Source organism: Sulfurivermis fontis (assembly GCF_004001245.1).
Lineage (GTDB): Bacteria > Pseudomonadota > Gammaproteobacteria > Thiohalomonadales > Thiohalomonadaceae > Sulfurivermis > Sulfurivermis fontis.
This window is the reverse complement of the sequence record NZ_AP018724.1, coordinates 769,642-789,814: the sequence shown is the minus strand read 5'-3', so window position 1 is coordinate 789,814 and position 20,173 is coordinate 769,642. Positions and strand designations below refer to the sequence as shown.

The window sequence follows — 20,173 nt, the reverse complement described above, 5'->3', positions numbered from 1 at the left end:
ATGACGGCACCGTTGCCCATACCGCCGCTGCTAGCCCCGCCTGACGCGCGCACGCTCGATGCGGCGCAGCGCACGCGCTTGCTGGCGGCGGCACGGGAGATCGGTGAATGCTATCGTGTGCTGGAGAAGGCCGGCCTCAACGTGGTGGGAGAAGTGCTGCGTGGCCAAGGGGAGTTCATCGAGATGGAACACTATCCGCACGATGACGTATTCGACCGCGAAACCCACAGCCAGTACTACTACCATGCCCATCGTCCCGAGGCGGGCGAGCACGGCCACTTCCATACCTTCGTGCGTGCCGGCGGCATGCCGCCGGGTATGAAACCGGTGAACCATCCGCCGGCCACGGAGCCCTGGCCCCAGGGTGACGATGCCATCTGCCATCTGCTCGGCATCGCCATGAATGCCTGGGGTTATCCCATAGGCCTGTTTGCGGTCAACCGCTGGGTGACCGGCGAAACCTGGTATGCGGCGGAGGATGCCATCGCCCTGCTGGATCGCTTCCGCATCGACCACGCCGCACCGTCGTGGCCGGTGAACCGCTGGATCACGGCCATGCTGATCCTGTTCCGTCCCCACGCCGAGGCGCTGCTGCGCCACCGCGACGCGGTAGTCGCCGCCTGGCGCGCGGCCTATCCTGCAACCGACATACTCGAAGACCGCCGCCTGGACATCACCGGCTACCTGCCCATCGATGTCGCCGCCTGGACCAGACAACTGGAGGAGTCCCGCCCATGAACGCAGCCCTCTCCCTGCTGCGCCGCTGGCTGCCCGCACGACAGAAGACAGCGGCAGAACAACTGCTGCAAAGCCTGTTCGTGATGGCCTGGATGGTGGAGGCGCGCGATCCCTATACCGGCGGCCACCTGTGGCGCGTGTCGCAGTACAGCCGCCTGCTGGCGCAAGACGCCGGCCTGCCCGGCGCCGATGTGGCGCGCATCACCCTGGGCGGCTTTCTGCACGACCTGGGCAAGATCAGCGTGCCCGACGCCATCCTCAACAAACCCGATCGCCTCACCGAGGATGAATACGAGGTGATCAAGACCCATCCGGAGGTGGGGGCGCGCCTGCTGGCCGAACACCCCCTGGCACCCCTGGCCAACGCCGCCGTACTGCACCATCACGAACGCCCCGACGGCACCGGCTATCCCGCCCGCCTCCTGGGCGAGCGCGTGCCCATCGACGCGCGCATCGTCGGCATCTGCGACGCCTTCGACGCCATGACCAGCACGCGCCCCTACCGCCGCGGCATGGCCGTCGCCCAGGCCCTCGCCATCATCGAGGACAACCTCGACCACCAATTCGACCGCGCCCTCGGCACCCGCTTCCTCGCCCTCGGCCGCGACGGCGCCCTCGATCACATCGTCGGCCATACCGATCACGGCATCCCCCTGCAGGATTGCCCGGTGTGCGGCCCCACCATCGTCGTGCGCCGCAGCCAGCGTGACGGCGAACATGTCTACTGCCGCCACTGCGGCAGCGAGGCCACGGTGGCGCACCGGGACGGCCACGTCTGCGCCATCCACACCGGCCGCAAGGGCACGGCCCAGGAGCTGGAAGCGGAGGCGGATCTGGACGTCATCGGCGAGCTGGTGCGCGCCTCCGCCGCCAGCCTGGAAAATATAAGGGCCTGACTCATGGGCTACTGCATGCCATTACAGTATCCTCTGTCTGTAGCGACCGCGGCGCAACGCCCGTCCCGCACGGAAGGAGCTTCATGTCCCCGGACATCACACCAACCGACGGCACATTCGATACCGCGGCGATCATCGCACTGCGCTCCGACATGCTGCGCTTCGCCAGCCTGCAATTGCGCGATACCGCTGCCGCCGAGGATGCCGTGCAGGAGGCGATGGCCGCCGCCTGTGCCGCACAGGAACGCTACGCCGGCCGCGCCCAGCTCAAGACCTGGGTGTTCGCCATCCTGCGCAACAAGATCATCGACATCATCCGCGAACGCGCGCGCCACCCGGTGCAGAGCTACGACGACGGCATCGCCCTTGACGACGAGCTGGACGGTCAATTCAACGAGCACGGCTACTGGCGCAAGGAGGAACGCCCCACCGACTGGGGGCGACCGGAACAGGAACTTGAGAATGGACAGTTCTGGCAGGTCTTCGACGCCTGCCTGCATCACCTGCCGGAAAACACCGCACGCGTCTTCATGATGCGTGAAATGCTGGGACTGGAGACGGCGGAAATCTGCAAGGAGCTGGCGATCAGCGAAAGCAACTGCTGGGTGATCCTGCACCGCGCCCGCTCCCGCTTGCGTCTGTGCCTGGAAGAAAGCTGGTTCGACGGGGAGAAGCCTTGATGCTGACCTGCAAGCACGCCACCAAACTCATGTCCCAGGCCCAGGACCGGCCGCTCACCCTGCGGGAGCGTATCGGTCTGCGCCTGCACCTGATGATGTGCAGCGGCTGCACCCAGTTCGAAAGACAGCTGCACTTCATCCGCACCGCCTGCCGCCGCATCGGCGGCGGCTGAGGCGCCGCCTGACAGGTTCCCGCCGGCTGCCGCCTGCGCGAGAACAAGGACGCGGGCGCGTGATCGCGTCAACACCACAATCCGATGCAAAAAGGCGAAGGGGCAAGGTTTGCGGAACCGTGTCTCCGTGTTGAACAGCCTTGGCACAAAACCCTTTGCGTTGGATGTTATTGTTCTGAATCCTTCATTTGCAGCCCGGCGCGCAGACGCAGCAGCATCTGGCGCACGGCAAAGGCGCGCATCTCGCGTATCAGCAGATCCTCTTCCTCACCCTTGCCGAGCACGTTGTTGCGATCGAAGGAATAGTCACGACTGAGGCTTACACTCTGGCGCGGAACCAGCACACGGTAATGAACCTTCGCCTGGCCGTCCCTGTCCTGGCTGACCACCGGCGCGCGCAGCTCGAAGCTGAACTGGTAGGTCACCTCGTATTCGCTGGCGCGGCCGGTACGCCCTACCGACAGCAGCCGGCGGTTCTCACGCTCGCCGCTGACATGCAACTGCGCGGTGGCATCCGCCGTCACCACCTGCGCCCCGGCGCCCTCCAGCGCTGCTGTGATTTCGTCGGCCAGTTCGCTGCGCGCATCGACACCGACCAGCTGGGTGCGCGCCAGTTGCGGCGGCAGCTCGACGGCGCCGCGCAGATGGAAGCCGCAGGACGTCAGTAACAAGTGGCAAGTGACAAGTGACAAGAAAAGAAAACCGTGCCCCGAGATGACGCGGCGCAGATTGTTACTTGCCACTTGCCACTTGGAACTTGTCACTAGCCTTTCACCACGATATTGACCAGCTTGCCCGGCACGACGATGATCTTCACCACCGTCTGGCCCGCCATGAAGCGCTGCACGTTCTCGTCGGCCAGGGCCGCCTGCTCGACGGCGGCCTTGTCGGCATCGGCCGGCACGTTCACCTTGCCGCGCAGCTTGCCGTTGACCTGCACCACCAGCTCGATGCTGTTGCGCTTGAGCGCTGTCTCGTCCACCTGCGGCCACGTGGCATGCAGGATGTCATCGCCATAGCCGAGGCCGCGCCACAGCGCGTGGGTGATGTGCGGTGCGATGGGCGAGAGCAGGCGCAACAGGATGGAAAAACCCTCGCTGCGCACCGCATCCGCGCCCTGGCCTTCCAGCTTGCCGATGGCATTCAGCATCTTCATGCAGGCGGAGATCACGGTATTGAACTGGTACTTGCCGAAGTCCACCAGCGCCTGCTTGAGTGTCTCGTGGATCTCGCGCCGGGCCGCCAGGACGGTGTCGCCGGCATCGGCCGGCAAAGCGGTTTCCTTCAGCACCTCGACGTTGTCGGCGGCAAAGGCCCACAGGCGCTTCAAGAAGCGGTGCGCACCCTCGACGCCGGAATCGTTCCACTCCAGCGACTGTTCCGGCGGCGCGGCGAACATCATGAACACGCGCGCGGTGTCGGCGCCGTACTGCTCGATGAGGGTCTGCGGGTCGACGCCGTTGTTCTTGGACTTGGACATCTTTTCGATGCCGCCCATCTCGACCTTTTGGCCGTCGCTCTTCAGCAGCGCGGAAACCGGCCGGCTCTTGTCGTCGACGGTGACGGCCACGTCGGCCGGGTTGAACCACTGCTTGCGGCCGTCACTGCTCTCGCGATAGAAGGTCGGCGCCACCACCATGCCCTGGGTGAGCAGATTCCGGAACGGCTCGGACACGGTGGTCAGCCCCAGATCGCGCATCGCCTTGGTCCAGAAGCGCGAATACAGCAGGTGCAGGATGGCGTGCTCGATGCCGCCGATGTACTGATCCGCCGGCATCCAGTAGTCGGCGCGGCTGTCCACCATCGCGGTCGCGCCCGGACAGGCATAGCGGAAGAAATACCAGGACGAGTCGACGAAGGTGTCCATGGTGTCGGTCTCGCGCCGCGCCGCGCCGCCGCACTTGGGGCAGGTGCAGGCGAGAAACGCTTCGTACTTGTTGAGCGGATTGCCCGAGCCGTCCGGCACGCATTCCTCCGGCAGCACCACCGGCAGCTGATCGTCCGGCACCGGCACGTCGCCGCAGCTCGGACACTTGATCATCGGGATCGGCGTGCCCCAGTAGCGCTGGCGCGAGATGCCCCAGTCGCGCAGGCGCCAGGTCACCTTCTTCTCGCCCAGGTTCTTCGCACTCAGGTCGGCGGCGATGGCGTCCACTGCCTGCTCGAAATTCAGGCCATCGTACTTGCCGGAATTGATGCACACGCCGTGCTCGGCGTAGGCCTCCTGCCACGGCGCCGGGGTGGCGTCGCCGGCGGCGGTCTTGATCACGGTCTTGATGGGCAGACCGTACTTGTGGGCGAAGGCGAAGTCGCGCTCGTCGTGGGCCGGCACCGCCATCACCGCGCCCTCGCCGTAGCCCATCAGCACGTAGTTGGCGACCCACAACGGCAGTTGCTCGCCGGTGAGCGGGTGGCTGACGGTGAGGCCCGTCGCCATGCCCTTCTTTTCCTGGGTGGCGATCTCCGCCTCGGACACACCGCCGTGGCGGCACTCGTCGATGAAGGCGGCGAGTTCAGGATTGTTCTGCGCCGCGTACAGCGCCAGCGGATGCTCGGCGGCCACGGCGACATAGGTGGCGCCCATCAGGGTGTCGGCGCGGGTGGTGAACACCCACACCACGTCAGGCACGGAGGACGCGGGACGAGATGCGAACGGCCGGTTTTCGTCCCTCGTATCGTGTACCTCGTCCCTGACGACAGGGAAACCGACGCGCACGCCGAAGCTCTTGCCGATCCAGTTGCGCTGCATGGTGCGCACCTGTTCCGGCCAGCCGTCGAGCTGGTCGAGGTCGGCGAGCAGTTCCTCGGCATATCGGGTGATCGCCATGTAGTACATGGGGATATCGCGCTTCTCCACCACCGCGCCGGTGCGCCAGCCGCGGCCGTCGATGACCTGCTCGTTGGCCAGCACGGTCTGGTCCACCGGGTCCCAGTTCACCGTGCCGGTCTTCCGGTAGACGATGCCCTTTTCCAACAGGCGCAGGAACAACCACTGGTTCCAGCGGTAGTACTCCGGCGTGCAGGTAGCCACCTCGCGCGACCAGTCGATGGCGAAGCCCAGCGACTTGAGCTGGCTGCGCATGTAGTCGATGTTGCCGTAGGTCCACTTGGCCGGCGGCACGCCGTTGTTCATGGCGGCGTTCTCGGCCGGCAGGCCGAAGGCGTCCCAGCCCATGGGCTGGAGCACGTTCTTGCCCAGCATGCGCTGGTAGCGGGCGATGACGTCGCCGATGGTGTAGTTGCGCACGTGGCCCATGTGCAGCCGGCCGGAGGGATAGGGGAACATGGACAGGCAGTAGAACTTCTCCCGTCCGGCCTCCTCCGTGACGCGGAACGCCTGCGTCCGCTCCCACTCCGCCTGTACCGCCCGTTCCACCTGACGGGGCTCGTAACTCTCGTGCAACGCCATGTTTTTTCCTGAAATTCCGCCGGTTTTGAAAGCTGCTCAGAATACCACAAGAACACAGGTACGAGGGACGAGGTACGAGGGACGGGGATGCGTAGCCACACCGAGCTTGCGATGGTATGGCGAAGCGTTCGGGAGGGGGGACACGCTTGGCTGTTCGTACCTCGTGTCCTGCCCCTCGTCCCTCGTATCTCGTCCCTCGTCCCTCGTACCTCGTCCCTCGTCCCTCGTACCTGTATTCTTCCCCTGGCCCCTGACCCCTATTCGGTTCAAACTAGGGCACATCCCCAATCAAGGAGAATTGAATGGACGCCTCCCACCCCGTGAGCGCTGAACACGAGTTATCCGGCGCGCTGGCCGTCTTCGGTATGGAGGGACCTGCGGCGCCCGGCGCCGTGGATAGCTTTGCGGTGTGGGTGGGATGAAGGTGGACCCTCACGGGCCGACGGCATCGAAGTGCCCAAGGTGGAAGATACTGAAGGTCTTCACAGGCAAACCGGAGGGTCCGAAATGAATGGTAGCAAAACGGTCGTTGGCGTGGATATCGCCAAGCGGGTATTTCAGTTGCACTGGATCGACATGGAGACCGGAGAGATCGTGAGCCTGCAGCTCAAGCGCGAGAAGTTCCTCGAACACTTCGCTAACCGGCAACCATGCCTCATTGGGATGGAAGCCTGCGGCGGTGCGCAGCACTGGGCGAGGAAACTCACGGCGCTGGGCCACCAGGTCAAGCTCCTGCCAGGCAAGGCGGTGAAGCCGTTCGTCACCGGCAACAAGAACGACCGGCAGGACGCGCGGGCGATCTGGACAGCGGTGCAGCAGCCGCACGTCAAGGCGGTGGCGATCAAGACGGAAGAACAGCAGGCCATCCTGGCGCTGCACCGCATGAGGAGCCAGTTGGTCAAGTTCCGCACCGCGCAGATTAACGGCCTGCGGGGGTTGCTCGCCGAATACGGTGAAGTGATGCCGCAGGGCAAAGCGGGGGTCAGGAAGGGAGTTGCTGCGGCTTTGGCCAGACTGGAAGACCGGCTGCCGGCAATGGTGATCGATACGTTGCGCGAGCAATGGGCGCGCATCGAGAAGCTGGATGGGGAAATCGCCGCCATCGAGCAGCGCATCCAGCTGTGGCTCAAGCAAGACGAAGCTTGCAAGCGAATCGCTGAAATTCCTGGTGTCGGGCCGCTGACCGCCACGGCGGCGGTCGCCATCATGGGCGACGCCAAAGCCTTCAAGTCGGGGCGAGAGTTCGCCGCCTTCGCCGGCCTGGTGCCGCGACAGGTGGGCACTGGTGGGCGCATCAAACTGCTCGGCATCAGCAAGCGCGGTGACACCTACCTGCGCACCTTGCTGATTCACGGTGCGCGATCCGTGCTGACCCACGCCAAAGACCCCGGCCCGTGGGTCACGAAATTACGCCAGCGCCGGCCGCTGAATGTCGCGGTCGTGGCCCTGGCCAACAAGATGGCGCGAACGATCTGGGCGATGCTCGCCCATGAACGGACGTACCAAAAGGGATTCGTCAGTCAGCCGGCATAGGTGCCTGACGAGTGTATCAACCACTTTGAAGAAAGGAGTGGCCGCCGTAAAGGTTGCGCAAGGTCGATAAAGTGTGATGGCAAACAGGTCAGACCGTGACCCGCCAAACCTGTATGGCGGTAAGGACTTCGAGTCCTTCAGGAGAATGAGGCGCGGGTCAGCGGATTCCATCAGGGCCAGCAGGTCTATTCCTGCACAACAGGCCGGATATAGAACTGCAGCCTATCTGTCCCAACACACCAAAATCGCCCTTGGCAAACGGGAGGCGTCCATATAGAATTGACATGAGCGAATCCGGCATGAAACAGCACCTGGTCGATGCCTACTACCGCATGCTGGGCCGCCTGAAGACGGCGCTGGAAGACGCCGAGCACAAGGCGGCGCCGGTGGTGGAACGGGCCATCGAACGCGCCCAGGAGACGGCGACGGAGCTGGGCGAACTGACGCGCGAGGAGGCCGAACGCGTCGGCGGCTACCTGCGGCGCGACCTGGAGGATGCCGCCCGCTTCCTCGCCGACACCGGCAGCGAGCTGGGGGAATGGCTCAGGTTCGACCTGCAACTAGTGGAAAAGGGACTGGCCGATCTGTTCCGCGGCAGCGTGGACTACACCCGCGTCGAACTGGGCCAGCTGGCGGAACGCGCCGACGCCGTGGGCGAGTGGCACAGCGGCGAGATCACCGGCATCGGCACCCTGCAGTGCAAGGCCTGCGGCGAGAAACTGCACTTCCACCACATCGGTCACATCCCGCCCTGCCCCAAGTGCCACGGCACGGTGTATCGCCGGGTATCACGCGACGACACATAACAACCATCAGGCCGGCCAGGGCGATAGCGGTGTCCGGCGAACGAACATTGCCCGCTACCGCTGTATCGGTCCTGCCAAACTACGGCGCATGCCCGGCGTTTCGCGCGCCGTCTCCTCACGAAGGCGCAGCAGGGACTCGGGCCTGGGAGGCAGAACGAAATCCCAGGGCAGCTCTGAATAAGGGAAGGTCTGAATAAGTCCATCCTGGACTTTTCAAGTCGCTCCCGCCCCTCCCTGGGCTGCGCGACATAAGTCCATCCGTGGACAAAACCACGCCACGCGAAAAGTGTGATTTTCGCTTGGCTTCAATTTTCAACGACTTATCGTCGTTGAAAATTGGCGGCACATCCCTGTGCCGCGGAAGCTCTGAACTTATTCAGAGCTTCCTAAGTTCAGAGCTTCCTTAAATACGCCGACTGCTTACGGCGACGTCCTCCCTCAGCGGCGCCCCAGCTCGCCCAGGATATCGTCCTTGATGTCGGCGAAATCGGTGGGGTCGAGGTCAAAGTGGCTCAGCGCCATCACCCCCACCTCGTCCCATTCCCGATCGTCGGCGCCGCTGCGGAAGGCGGCGCCGCGGAACTCGTTACTGATATGCTCGGCCATCTTGAGCAGGGCGACCAGGGAAATCACCATCTCATCCACCTCATTGCCGGCCACCAGGCGCGGCAGCTCGTGGTGATGCTCGATGGCCGCGCCGATCGCCTCCGGCAACAGCCAGCTACGGCTGACGCGGGCCCCGATCAGGGCGTGGTCCACCCCGTGACGCTGGCGCTCCAGGGTGGTGATCAGCGGCGCGTCGGGCCGGCTGGCGCTCTTGAGCGTATCCAGATAGTCGGGGTGGCGGCACATCAGGATGGGTATGCCACAATCGTGGAACAGCCCCATGGTATGGGCGGTGTCCGCCGGTACGCCGGACAGGCGGCCGGCCAACGCCGCCGCCGCATAGGCCACATCGCCCGCCGTATCCCAGAAGCGGGTGAGGGACAGATTGTTGGAGCCGCACGCCAGGGTGCGGCGCAGGGCCGCGCCGGCGACGATATTGAGCACGTTGGAAAGCCCCAGCAGCATCACCGCCTTGGGCACCGAACTGAGCGGCTGGCGGCGGCGGAACATAGGGGAATTGATGGTCTTGAGCACCTCGGCGGCCAGGCCGACGTCGGCGGCGATGATGGCCGTGATGCGCTCGACGTCCGGTTCCGCCCTGGCCTGCTCGGCACGGATCTGGTGCAGGGATTCCGGCATCGGCGGCAGGGTGATATCGGCAACGGCGGCGTACGACATGGGAATTTCTTCGCGTTATTTTTTCATGAGGATATCACTTGACCCCGCCGCTGGACGACGATGTTCACTCCCGCCAGCAGCAGCAACAGCAGCAGCACCGGCCAGTTACCCCAGCGGGCATAGGGCGTCATGCCCTGCATGGGCTGTACGCTGCCGCGCAACACGTACTCCACAAACTGTGGCGCGATGGCGAGCAGGCGGCCGCGGTGATCGACCAGCGCCGAGATGCCGGTGGTGGTGGCGCGCACCAGCGGACGGCCGCTTTCCACGGCGCGCATGCGCGCGATCTCCAGATGCTGGTGCGGCGCCAGCGAGTCGCCGTACCAGGCGTTGTTGCTACCGTTGATAAGCAGGGTGGCGGCGGGGAAGTTGTGCAACAGTTCCTCGCCGAAGGCATCCTCGTAGCAGATGGACATGGCGGCGCGCTGCCCCGCCACCGGCAGCGGCGGCTGCGCCGCCGGCCCGGACGAGAAGCCGGACATGGGCAGATCGAAGAAGCTGATCAGGCCGCGCAGCAGTCCCTCCAGCGGCACGAATTCCCCGAACGGCACCAGATGGTGCTTGTGGTACGCGGCCTCCTGCGCCCCCAGCACCATCAGGCTGGTGTAGTAACCCGGCGCGTCACGCCGCTTCACCGGCACCCCGACGACGATGTCGGTGCCCTGCCCCCGCGCCTGCGCCGCCAGCCAGTCGAAATAGTCATCCTTCAACTCGTGATAGAACACGGTGACGGCATTCTCCGGCCAGATCACCGCGTCCACCGCGCCGAGATTCTCCAACGTCAATCGGGCATACAGCTCGAGCCGGGCATTGAACTGTGCCGGGTCCCACTTGGTAGCCTGCGGCAGGTTGTCCTGGATCAGCGCCATGCGCAGCGGCTCACCGACCGGCCGCGTCCATTCGATCTGTTGCGCCCCCCAGCCAGCCAGCCACAGACACATCGCCAGCGCCACGCCGGGCCAGGCACGGCGTCCGCTGTGCAGCAGCCAGGCCAGCGCCCCGGCACTCACCGCCAGCACCAGGCCGACGCCATAGACGCCGAACAGCGGCGCCAGCCCGGCCAACGGCGACTGCGTCTGGCTGTAACCCAGTTGCAGCCAGGTAAACCCGGTGAATAGCCAGCCGCGCAACCACTCGAACCCCATCCACAGCGCCGGCAGGGCCGCCAGATACCACAGCGCCAGCGGCAGGGCACCCCGCCGCCACCAACGGGCGGCGACATAGGCGAACAGGGCGGGATAGGCCGCCAGGGCGGCAACGAACAGCGCGGTGAGTATCACGGCGGTGACGGCGCCGCTGTCGGAGAAGTCAGCGATGGCCACATACACCCAGGACACGCCGACACCGAACAGGCCGAGACCGAACAGAAAACCGCGCCGCAGCGCGGTGCGCGGACTCAGTGCATACAGGGAGAAAAACAACAGTGCCGGAGACAACACCGCGAGAGGAAACCAGCCGAACGGCGCAAAGGCCAGCGGCAGAAACATACCGGCCAGGGTCGCGCTCAGATCAGCCCATAAACCTTGCCCCCTCCCCGCGCGGACCATCGTTACAAATCCCCGTCAGTGCACCGACAAAAAATCGCCAGCCACGGGGGCCGGCCCCATGTCATGTCACAACCAGCCCTTGCGCTTGAAATACCAGTACGGCGCGATACCCGAGATCACCATCAAGCCGATGGCCCAGGGATAGCCCAACAACCACGTCAACTCAGGCATGTACTCGAAATTCATGCCGTAGATGCTGGCGACGAGCGTAGGTGGCAGAAAGACCACGGCGGCAATCGAGAATATCTTGATGATCTGGTTTTGTTCGATGTTGATGAAGCCCTGGGTCGAATCCATCAGGAAATTGATCTTGTCGAACAGAAAGGTCGTATGGGACATCAAGGTCTCCACGTCACGCATCACATCACGCAACGTCTCCGCCTGCCCTGGCTCGACACGCAGATGGCGCAACAGAAAGGAGATATCGCGCTGGGTATCCATCAGACACAAACGGATTTTGCCATTACTATCCTCCAGCCTTGCCAGCTTGCTGATGGCATCCTCCAACTCGGAGCTATCATCCTCCAGTACCAGATAGCTGACGCTTTCCAATTGGCGGTGAATATCTTCGAGTGTATCGGCATGGTTCTCCACTTTTTGCTCGAACAAAGTCACCAACAATTCCTGCGGTGACTGTGCCTCCACCTGTCCCCGTCGCGCGCGCATACGCAACAGGCGGAAATCAGCCAGATCATCTTCCCGGATGGTTATCAGGCGTTCCTTCTGCAGAATGCAGGCCACGGAAACAGTGGTGTGCCTGCCCTCTGCCTGCACCAAAAACAAGGAGTGGACATGGACCCCCGCCTGATCGACAAAACAGCGCGCCGAGGCCTCGATCTCTTCCACCTCATCCGATTCCGGCAGATCGGCGTGCAGCATGCTCTCGAGCAGTAAGCGCTCTGCATCGTTGGGTTCATAGGCATCGATCCAATCGGCCTCGGCCAGGCAATCACCGATCTCATCCGTTGGACACACGATCTCCCGGATCAGTCCCCCATCGATACTGAACAACCTAAGCATCAGTTCACCTCAATGTCTTTCATCGCACGCCAAGCAGGGGTCGCCGTTTCGTACAACGTACCATCGGCATCGGAAATGAACAGGGCGGCGATACCATGTTGCTGTGCAACATGCACGCCTGCGTCGCGCCCCATGCACAACAATGCGGTCGACCAGGCATCCGCCAAAGTGGCATTGTCATTGATGACGGTAACAGAAACGGTATCGTGCATGACCGGCGCGCCGGAACGGGCGTCCAGGATATGGCTGTAGCGCTTGCCTTGCAAATCGAAATAATGACGGTAGGTTCCCGACGTCATCACTGCCGTGGGTGACTCACGGCGAATGGTCAGAGCCTTCTGCACGGAACGACCACCGGGTAGTGGCCGCTCTATACCTATGCGCCAATGGGAACCGTCAGGTTTGCGCCCCCGGGTCTGTAACTCGCCGCCGATCTCCACCAGATAGTTTTCGATTCCCGCTGCTGCAACGACTTCGGCGATTCGCCCGACGCTGTAGCCCTGAGCAATGGACGAGAGGTCCACCCGCACTTCGGGATCGGATTTCTGCAAGCGGGTAGCGGACGGCAGTGTCAGCTTATCGAACCCGACATGTGCCTGAACCTGCGCCAGCGCAGCAGGTGTCGGCGGTGTCAGCGTGTCACGATCAAAGCCCCACAGGTCGAACAATGGCCGGACAGTCAGATCGTAGCAGCCACCGCTGGCCTGACTGACACCGTTTGCGATACGCACCAGGGTAACGATTTCCGTATCGACATCCGCCGGGGCCGTAGTGGCGGAACGGTTGAAACGCTCGATGACCGAATCAGGCCGATAGTTGGACAGCACACGATCCAGCCGGTCGAATTCGGTGTTGATTTGCGCCTGCAGGTCCACCACGTCCACCGGTTTAGTGGACCAGATGGCGACATGCCAGGTCGTGCCTTGCGCGTAGCCGCTCAGGGTCTGCACTTGAGGGCCCCCGCAGGCAACCAGGGCAAACGCCAGGAGGATGACCATCAGCCACTTCATGACGCCGGTACCAATCCGGTATGCAAAATGCCCCCGTCAGCACAAGCTGTCATCACCCTGCGCAGCGACAGGACATGGATCGAAATGTCTGACAGCATCCACATATTCAATTCATCAACACCTGATAGATCACCATGGCCAGCGCCACACGATAGAGGACATACGGCCACATGCCAAAGCGGTTGAGCCATTTCAGAAAAATGTGAATGGCAATCAATGCCATCACGAAAGACGATATGCCGCCTGCCAGAAAGGCCCCCCAGTCTACGCGAGCATCGCTGGCGGCGGTATCCAGGAGCTTGGCCCCGGCGGCCAGTGCGGTAATGGGGATGGCAAGCAGGAACGAGAAACGGCTTGCGGCCTCGCGGCCAAGTCCCAACAGCAGGCCGGCGGTGATGGTGGCCCCCGAACGGGAAGTGCCGGGAATGAGGGAAATCGCCTGTGCCAGCCCCACCCACATGGCAATCTGCCAAGTCAAACCGCGCAACGCACGCTTGCTGTTGGGGCGCCAATCGGCCCAACCCAGCAACAGACCGAAACCAAGGGTAGTGAAAAAAATGATCTGGACCGCGCGCAACCGGGTGTCGATCACATCCAGCAACAGCAGACCGGCCAAGGCTGCCGGAATGGTGCCAATGACCAAATACCACGCCAGCCATCCCTGCCCGACGAGGCGCCGCTGCAGCACCGACGCCATGGCATCTCGGGTCAACCCAAGCACGTCACGACGAAAGTAGAGCACCACTGCCAGCAAGGTTCCAACATGTACGGCGAGATCGAAGGCAACGCCCTGATCGGCCCAACCCGCCAAAGCCGGGAGCAAAATCAGATGTGCCGAACTGGAGATCGGGAGAAACTCCGTTATTCCCTGCAGAATACCGAGCAGAAGCGCGTGCAGCAGGTCCATCAACGTTCCCCGCTGCCATAGGAACGAACTGCCAGCGTGGAGGGAGACGAAACCGTCGTCAAGCGATCCCCTCGCCGGTGTAATCGCCAACGTTTTCTGCCGGCGGCACCTTGGTGACTTCCACCAGGTGCAAACGGCGGCTGTCGGCGCGCAGCACCTTGAAGCGCAGTCCGCCCATGTCCACGACTTCGCCACGCTTGGGCATATGCCCGAACTGCGCCAGCAGCAGACCGCCGATGGTGTCGAATTCCTCGTCGGAGAAACTGGAACCGAAATACTCGTTGAAGTCCTCGATGGAGGTCAGCGCACGCACCGTGTGGCGGCCCTTGCCGATCTGCTGGATCTCGATGTCGTCTTCGTCGATGTCGTGCTCGTCTTCGATCTCGCCGACGATCTGCTCTATTACGTCCTCGATGGTGACCATGCCGGCGACGCCGCCGTATTCGTCCACCACGATGGCCATGTGGTTGCGGCTGGTGCGGAACTCGCGCAACAGCACGTTGAGACGCTTGCTCTCCGGGACGAACACCGCCGGACGCAGCACCTCGCGGATATCGAAACCGTCGCCGCCGCGGGCCACGAAGGGCAGCAGGTCCTTGGCCAGCAGGATGCCGAGCACCTCGTCGCGCGATTCGCCGATCACCGGGAAGCGCGAGTGGGCCTCGTCGATGATCATCGGCAAAAAGTCGTTCAGTCCCTGTTCGCGCTCCACCACCACCATCTGCGAGCGCGGCACCATGATGTCGCGCACCTGCATGTCGGATACCGACAGCACCCCCTCGAGCATGTCCAGGGCATCGCCGTCGATGAGGTGACGCTTGTGGGCATCACGCAGAAATTCGATGACGTCTTCCTTGTCCTTGGGCTCGTTGCCCTGCAGGGCCTGACCCAGGCGCTCCAGCCAGCTGCGCCGTGGTTCATTGCTGTCGCCGCTAGGTCGACCGTCGTTCATAGGGGATAGTCCGGAGAGGAATAAAGAGGTTGAATCGATAGTAAATCAATCGGGTGACTGTTTTTTGACCGTTGCCTTCAGGCGTAGGGGTCCGCATAGCCTAGGGCAGAGAGCACATCCCTTTCAAGGTTTTCCATGATCTCGGCCTCGGCCGGGTCGATGTGGTCATAGCCCAGCAGATGCAGGCAGCCGTGCACCGTCATGTGCGCCCAGTGCGCCGCGGCGGTCTTGTCCTGCTCCTGTGCCTCGCGCGCCACCACCGGAGCACAGATGACGATGTCGCCCAGCAGCGGCAGCTCCACGCCGGGCGGTGCCTCGAAGGGGAAGGACAGCACGTTGGTCGGCCCCAGCTTGTAGCGGTAGGTGCCGTTCAGCTCGGCGCTCTCCTCCTCATCCACCACGCGGATGGTCAGCTCCGCCTCGTCGCGGCGCCCCGCCAGGGCGGCCGCCACCCAGCGGCGGAAATCATCCTCGGCCGGCAGGCCGGAGGCAGCGGAAGCAACTTGCAGGTCGAGGTCGATCACTGGTTCCATTTTACCAAAGTCAAAAGACGTTAAACGCAAAGACGCAAAGGACGCATAGTTCGCAAAGACTTCCTGAGTAGGAGCGGCACTGCCGCGCTTGGGCGTAGGTTTTCCATACACCTCATCGCCCCAGACGCTCCTACAGGTCCGTTGATGCAATAACCCCTTTGCGCTCTTGGCGCTCTTGGCGTCCTTTGCGTCTTTGCGTTGAAATCTTTTCGGTCCTCATTCGTGCTTCGGTGCCTGGGTATCGAAGCGCTCGTAGGCGTTGACCACGCGCTGCACCAGCGGGTGGCGCACCACGTCCTTGGCGAGGAAGAAGGTGAAGCTGATCCCCTCCACGTCCTTCAGCACCTCGATCACCTGGCGCAGGCCCGACGGCGTGCCGCGCGGCAGGTCGATCTGGGTGACATCGCCGGTGATCACCGCGGTGGAACCGAAGCCGATGCGGGTGAGGAACATCTTCATCTGCTCGGTGGTGGTGTTCTGCGCCTCGTCGAGGATGATGAAGGCGTCGTTCAGCGTGCGGCCGCGCATGTAGGCCAGCGGCGCCACTTCGATGACCTGCTTTTCCATCAGGCGCGCCACCTGCTCGAAGCCGAGCATTTCATACAGCGCGTCGTACAAGGGGCGCAGGTAGGGGTCCACCTTCTGCGCCAGGTCGCCGGGCAGGAAGCCAAGCCGTTCACCCGCCTCCACCGCCGGCCGCGTCAGCACCAGCTTGCGCACCTGTTCGCGTTCCAGCGCCTCCACCGCGCAGGCCACGGCGAGATAGGTCTTGCCGGTGCCGGCGGGGCCGATGCCGAAGTTGATGTCGTGGCTGATGATGTTGCGCAGGTAGCGTTTCTGGTTGGGGCCGCGCCCCTGGATCGCGCCGCGGCGGGTGCGGATGGTGACGTCCACCTCCTCCGCCTCGTGCCGCTCCAGCAACGCCTCGACACCGGACTCCTGCAAAAACAGATGCACCCGCGCCGCGGTCAGCTTTTCCGTCGCCGTCGCGGCATACAACCCCTTCAGCACCTCCGCCGCGGCGCGCACCGAATCGCTCTCGCCGATGATGCGAAAGGCATTGCCGCGGTTGTTCACCTCCACACCGAGGCGGCGCTCGATCTGGCGCAGGTGTTCGTCGAACGGCCCGCCCAGGTTGGAAAGCCGCGCGTTGTCGGCGGGTTCCAGGGTCAGGTCGACGGATTCAGGCGTCGCGTTCACGGGCATCGCTCCTAAGGAAAAGCCGTTAAACGCAAAGACGCAAAGGACGCCAAGGGCGCAAAGAACTCATTTTGAAAACCTTTGCGATCTTCGCGTCCTTTGCGTCTTTGCGTTGAAGGCTGCTGACTTTCACCATCATGCCGCCGCGGCGCGGACCAGCTCGCCGCGCAGGGAGTTGGGCAGGGCCTCGGTGATGCGCACGTCGGCGAACTGGCCGATGAGGGCGGCATCGCCCGGGAAGTTGACCGCACGGTTGTTCTCGCTGCGGCCGGTGAGTTCCTGCGCGTTCTTGCGCGAGGGGCCTTCCACCAGCACACGCTGCACCGTGCCCACCATCTGCCGGCTGATGCGCTGGGCGTTGGTATTGATGATCTGTTGCAGGCGCGCCAGACGTTCCTTCTTCACTTCCAGGGGCACGTCATCGGGCAGGTCCGCCGCCGGCGTGCCGGGGCGCGGGCTGTAGATGAAGCTGAAGCTGTGGTCGAAATCGATCTCCTCCACCATGCGCAGGGTGGCCTGGAAATCCTCTTCCGTCTCGCCGGGGAAACCGACGATGAAATCGGAGGAGATGCAGATGTCGGGACGCACGGCGCGCAGGCGGCGGATGATGCTCTTGTATTCCAGTGTGGTATGGCCGCGCTTCATCAGCGCCAGGATGCGATCGGAGCCGCTCTGCAGCGGCAGGTGCAGGAAGCTGACCAGCTTGGGCTCCTCGGCATAGGCCTGGATCAGGCGGTCGCTCATCTCCATCGGGTGGGAGGTGGTGTAGCGGATGCGCTCGATGCCGTCGATGGCGGCGACGTAGTGGATCAGCAGGGCCAGGTCGGCGATCTCGCCATCGTGCATCACACCGCGATAGGCGTTGACGTTCTGCCCCAGCAGATTCACCTCGCGCACGCCCTGCGCGGCGAGACCGGCCACCTCGGCGATGACATCATCGAAGGGGCGGCTCACCTCGGCACCGCGGGTGTAGGGCACGATGCAATAGGTACAGAACTTGGAGCAGCCCTCCATCACCGAGACATAGGCACTCGGCCCCTCGGCACGCGCCTCGGGCAGGCGATCGAACTTCTCGATCTCGGGGAAGGACACGTCCACCACCGGCCGATGCTCGGCCCACACCGCCTTCAGCATCGTCGGCAGGCGGTGCAGGGTCTGCGGGCCGAACACCAGGTCGACGTAGGGCGCGCGCTGGCGGATGGCATCGCCCTCCTGGCTCGCCACACAGCCACCGACACCGATCACCAGGGCGGGATTCTTCTCCTTCAGCGGCTTCCACATGCCGAGCTGGGAGAACACCTTCTCCTGCGCCTTTTCGCGCACCGAGCAGGTATTGAGCAGCAGCACGTCGGCCTGCTCCGGGGCGTCCACCGGCACCAGGTCGCACTCGGCGCGCAGGGCGTCCACCAGACGCGCCGAGTCGTACTCGTTCATCTGGCAGCCGAAGGTCTTGATGTATACGGAACGGGTCATGGAACGGGCCGGCAAAAAAGGGCGCTCATTTTATAACCAACCCGGCCCGGTGTCATTTATTAGTGTTTTACTGGGGAAGTACTTCCCGCTGCAATGCGCCCCAGTCGATACGGCCATCACCGGCCACGATCTCCGCCCAGCGGCGCTGCGCCGCCGCCCGCTGCGGCTGGCCGCGTGCCTCGTTGACGGCGGCGAGACGCTGCAGGTCGGCGGCGCTATGGTGCCGCGAGAGCAGCCACAGGCGGATGTGCAGGGCGCGCTCCAGGCGATCGGCGGCCGCCTCCCACTGCTGCTGCTCCGCCAGCAGCTCACCCCAGGCCTCCAGGGTGGCGGCGGTGCCGGGTCGATCCGGCAGGGCCTTGTACAGCGCCAGCGCCTGCTCCAGGGCCGCCGCGGCCGCGGCATGATCGCCGGCGCGGCGCGCCAGCTCGGCCCGGAAACGGTGCAGGCGCGCGGCAAATCCATCCGCGCCCCCGCCCACGGCGGCGGCATAGCGCTCCACCCAGGCGGCCGCCTCGGCCTCCCCGCCCAGCAGGGCGGCATCGGCGCGGTTGGCCAGGGCGCTGCGATAGACGGTCTCGCTGCCAGGCGCTCCCGCCAGCAGCGGTGTCAGCAGCTCCACTGCCGCCGCGTACCGCCCCTGCTGCAGGGCCACCGACGAACGCAGCAACTGCACCCGTTGCGCGGCCGCGCCCTCCGCCAGGGGTGCGGCAGCCAGCAGATGACGCTCGGCCGCCGCCGCATTGCCCACCGCCAGCGCCGTCTCGGCCAGGTTGATGCGGGCGCGCAGTATGCCCTCCTGATGGTCCAGCCCCTGATAATGGGCCAGGGCCTGGGTGAAATGGGTCGCCGCATTGGCATAGTCATCGGCACGGAAGGACTGCACGCCCATCGCCAGGATGCGCTCACCCTGCAGCAGGGCCGCCGGGCGCTGCTCCGGGGCGCTGACGCAGGCGGCGAGCAGGACGGCGGCGAGGGGAAGGAGCCAGAGTCTAGTCATTGCGCGGCTGGGCCTCGATCAGGGTTTCCTCGCCGTCTGCCGGCACGGCGGCCGACAGCGGCCAGATGCGCTGCATGCCCTGCAGGGTGCGATCGGTGGAGTCCATCAGCAGCTTCATGCGGCTGACCAGTTCGGGCAGCTGCTGCAGTTCGACGTTGACCGTGCCCATGGCGGTGTTCATCTGGTTCACCAGGTCCTTCGCCTCCACCACCAGGCCGGACAGCGCCTTCGTGGTGGTGCGCCCCTCGGCGGTGATGGCGCCGGCATTGGCCAGCAGCGGCTCCATCTCGCTCAGGCGCTGGTCGGCCTTGCGCAACAGCGATTCCAGACTCGCCAGCGAACTGCTGACCTGGCGCTCGGTATCGGCGTTGAACACCGCGTGGCCGACGGCCCCCTTGCCGGAGGCGATCTGCTCGCTGATCGCGCGCAGGCTCTCCAGGGTACGCGCCATCTCGCGCGAGGTGGCGGCGACATCACCGGGCTCCACCGCCTGCACCAGGGTGGCGACGCCGTCGACGATCCGGTTCACCTTCTCCAGCACCGGCGTCAGGTCGGCCATCAGCTCATCCAGCGACTTGGGCTCCTCGATGTGCAGGGTCGCCCCTTCCGGCAGCAGCGGCGCACTGACCGAACCGGCGGAGATGTCGATCACCGCCTTGCCCAGCACCGACAGCTTGGACAGGGCGCCGCGCGAGTCGGCGCGCAGCAGATTCTGGAAACGCTTGTAGACGAACAGCTCCAGGTGCACGCGGTTGTCCGCCGCGATATCGATGCTGGAGACGCGCCCCACCTCGATGCCGGAGATCTTCACCACCGATTCGGTGCTCACGCCCTGGGCGTTCTTCAGATAGGCGTGATAGCCGATACGCTCCTCGAACAAGTGGGAGGTACGGCTGTTGACGAAGATCAGGCCGAAAACCACCGCCAGCGCCACCAGCACGAATACGCCCACCAGGCGCTCGCGCGCACTGTAGCTGAGGCGATGGATGTAATGAACGCGTTGCTCGGCCAT

19 protein-coding genes are annotated in these 20,173 nt (G+C 64.2%); 6 read left to right on the top strand and 13 right to left on the bottom strand.

Going from position 1 to position 20,173, the window contains the following annotated elements:
• The 4 genes from EP379_RS04105 to EP379_RS04090 all read left to right on the top strand — a co-directional run bounded on the left by EP379_RS04105 (nt 1) and on the right by EP379_RS04090 (nt 2,487).
• The gene (locus EP379_RS04105; RefSeq protein WP_127476121.1) at nt 1–738 is read left to right on the top strand and encodes a DUF6969 family protein; all 738 of its coding nucleotides are present in this window, start codon (nt 1–3) and stop codon (nt 736–738) included.
• Nucleotides 735–1,634 (top strand): HD domain-containing phosphohydrolase, encoded by a 900-nt coding sequence (locus tag EP379_RS04100; protein ID WP_127476119.1) that lies wholly within the window; start codon nt 735–737, stop codon nt 1,632–1,634. Before EP379_RS04105 ends, EP379_RS04100 begins: the two co-directional genes overlap by 4 nt.
• Nucleotides 1,635–1,717: 83 nt before the next feature.
• Nucleotides 1,718–2,314: a sigma-70 family RNA polymerase sigma factor gene (locus EP379_RS04095; RefSeq protein WP_127476117.1), complete on the top strand. Its 597-nt coding sequence runs from the start codon at nt 1,718–1,720 to the stop codon at nt 2,312–2,314.
• Entirely contained in the window at nt 2,314–2,487 is a 174-nt protein-coding gene (locus EP379_RS04090) for a zf-HC2 domain-containing protein (RefSeq protein ID WP_127476115.1), read from the top strand. The genes EP379_RS04095 and EP379_RS04090 overlap by 1 nt, the downstream gene beginning before the upstream one ends.
• A 167-nt stretch (nt 2,488–2,654) precedes the next feature.
• Here the strand turns inward: EP379_RS04090 and EP379_RS04085 are convergent, their stop codons facing one another.
• Both EP379_RS04085 and leuS read right to left on the bottom strand, forming a co-directional pair.
• Nucleotides 2,655–3,158 (bottom strand): LPS-assembly lipoprotein LptE, encoded by a 504-nt coding sequence (locus EP379_RS04085; protein ID WP_172600369.1) that lies wholly within the window; start codon nt 3,156–3,158, stop codon nt 2,655–2,657.
• 92 nt (nt 3,159–3,250) lie between these two features.
• Nucleotides 3,251–5,890, bottom strand: coding sequence for a leucine--tRNA ligase (leuS, locus tag EP379_RS04080; protein WP_127478826.1), 2,640 nt, complete (start codon nt 5,888–5,890; stop codon nt 3,251–3,253).
• Nucleotides 5,891–6,403: 513 nt separating this feature from the next.
• On the opposite strand from leuS, the gene EP379_RS04075 reads away from it, so the two are divergent.
• Together EP379_RS04075 and EP379_RS04070 are read left to right on the top strand one after the other, a co-directional pair.
• Entirely contained in the window at nt 6,404–7,429 is a 1,026-nt protein-coding gene (locus tag EP379_RS04075) for an IS110 family RNA-guided transposase (protein WP_127476111.1), read from the top strand.
• A 299-nt stretch (nt 7,430–7,728) separates the two neighbouring features.
• Nucleotides 7,729–8,235 carry a zinc ribbon-containing protein gene (locus EP379_RS04070; RefSeq protein WP_232023969.1) on the top strand — a complete coding sequence of 169 codons (507 nt, stop codon included), beginning with the start codon at nt 7,729–7,731 and terminating at the stop codon, nt 8,233–8,235.
• Nucleotides 8,236–8,673: 438 nt separating this feature from the next.
• Here the strand turns inward: EP379_RS04070 and EP379_RS04065 are convergent, their stop codons facing one another.
• From EP379_RS04065 to EP379_RS04015, 11 genes are all read right to left on the bottom strand, one after another.
• Complete coding sequence (locus EP379_RS04065; RefSeq protein ID WP_127476107.1) at nt 8,674–9,519, bottom strand: HDOD domain-containing protein; 846 nt, start codon at nt 9,517–9,519, stop codon at nt 8,674–8,676.
• Nucleotides 9,520–9,542: 23 nt separating this feature from the next.
• Nucleotides 9,543–11,006 carry an apolipoprotein N-acyltransferase gene (lnt, locus tag EP379_RS04060; protein WP_197722853.1) on the bottom strand — a complete coding sequence of 488 codons (1,464 nt, stop codon included), beginning with the start codon at nt 11,004–11,006 and terminating at the stop codon, nt 9,543–9,545.
• A gap of 126 nt (nt 11,007–11,132) precedes the next feature.
• Nucleotides 11,133–12,086 carry a magnesium/cobalt transporter CorA gene (corA, locus tag EP379_RS04055; protein ID WP_127476102.1) on the bottom strand — a complete coding sequence of 318 codons (954 nt, stop codon included), beginning with the start codon at nt 12,084–12,086 and terminating at the stop codon, nt 11,133–11,135.
• On the bottom strand, nt 12,086–13,096 hold the full coding sequence (locus EP379_RS04050) for an FAD:protein FMN transferase (RefSeq protein WP_127476100.1): 1,011 nt from the start codon (nt 13,094–13,096) through the stop codon (nt 12,086–12,088). The genes corA and EP379_RS04050 overlap by 1 nt, the downstream gene beginning before the upstream one ends.
• A 106-nt stretch (nt 13,097–13,202) precedes the next feature.
• Nucleotides 13,203–14,003: an undecaprenyl-diphosphate phosphatase gene (locus tag EP379_RS04045; protein WP_127476097.1), complete on the bottom strand. Its 801-nt coding sequence runs from the start codon at nt 14,001–14,003 to the stop codon at nt 13,203–13,205.
• Between the two features lie 58 nt (nt 14,004–14,061).
• Nucleotides 14,062–14,955, bottom strand: coding sequence for an HlyC/CorC family transporter (locus tag EP379_RS04040; RefSeq protein WP_127476095.1), 894 nt, complete (start codon nt 14,953–14,955; stop codon nt 14,062–14,064).
• A gap of 77 nt (nt 14,956–15,032) precedes the next feature.
• Nucleotides 15,033–15,488, bottom strand: a complete 456-nt coding sequence (gene ybeY / locus EP379_RS04035; RefSeq protein WP_127476093.1) for an rRNA maturation RNase YbeY — start codon at nt 15,486–15,488, stop codon at nt 15,033–15,035.
• A gap of 216 nt (nt 15,489–15,704) precedes the next feature.
• The gene (locus EP379_RS04030) at nt 15,705–16,694 is read right to left on the bottom strand and encodes a PhoH family protein (protein WP_127476091.1); all 990 of its coding nucleotides are present in this window, start codon (nt 16,692–16,694) and stop codon (nt 15,705–15,707) included.
• Nucleotides 16,695–16,823: 129 nt separating this feature from the next.
• Nucleotides 16,824–18,161, bottom strand: a complete 1,338-nt coding sequence (gene miaB / locus EP379_RS04025; protein WP_127476089.1) for a tRNA (N6-isopentenyl adenosine(37)-C2)-methylthiotransferase MiaB — start codon at nt 18,159–18,161, stop codon at nt 16,824–16,826.
• A gap of 67 nt (nt 18,162–18,228) precedes the next feature.
• Nucleotides 18,229–19,161 (bottom strand): tetratricopeptide repeat protein, encoded by a 933-nt coding sequence (locus EP379_RS04020; protein ID WP_127476087.1) that lies wholly within the window; start codon nt 19,159–19,161, stop codon nt 18,229–18,231.
• Nucleotides 19,154–20,173 carry an MlaD family protein gene (locus EP379_RS04015; protein WP_127476085.1) on the bottom strand — a complete coding sequence of 340 codons (1,020 nt, stop codon included), beginning with the start codon at nt 20,171–20,173 and terminating at the stop codon, nt 19,154–19,156. The genes EP379_RS04020 and EP379_RS04015 overlap by 8 nt, the downstream gene beginning before the upstream one ends.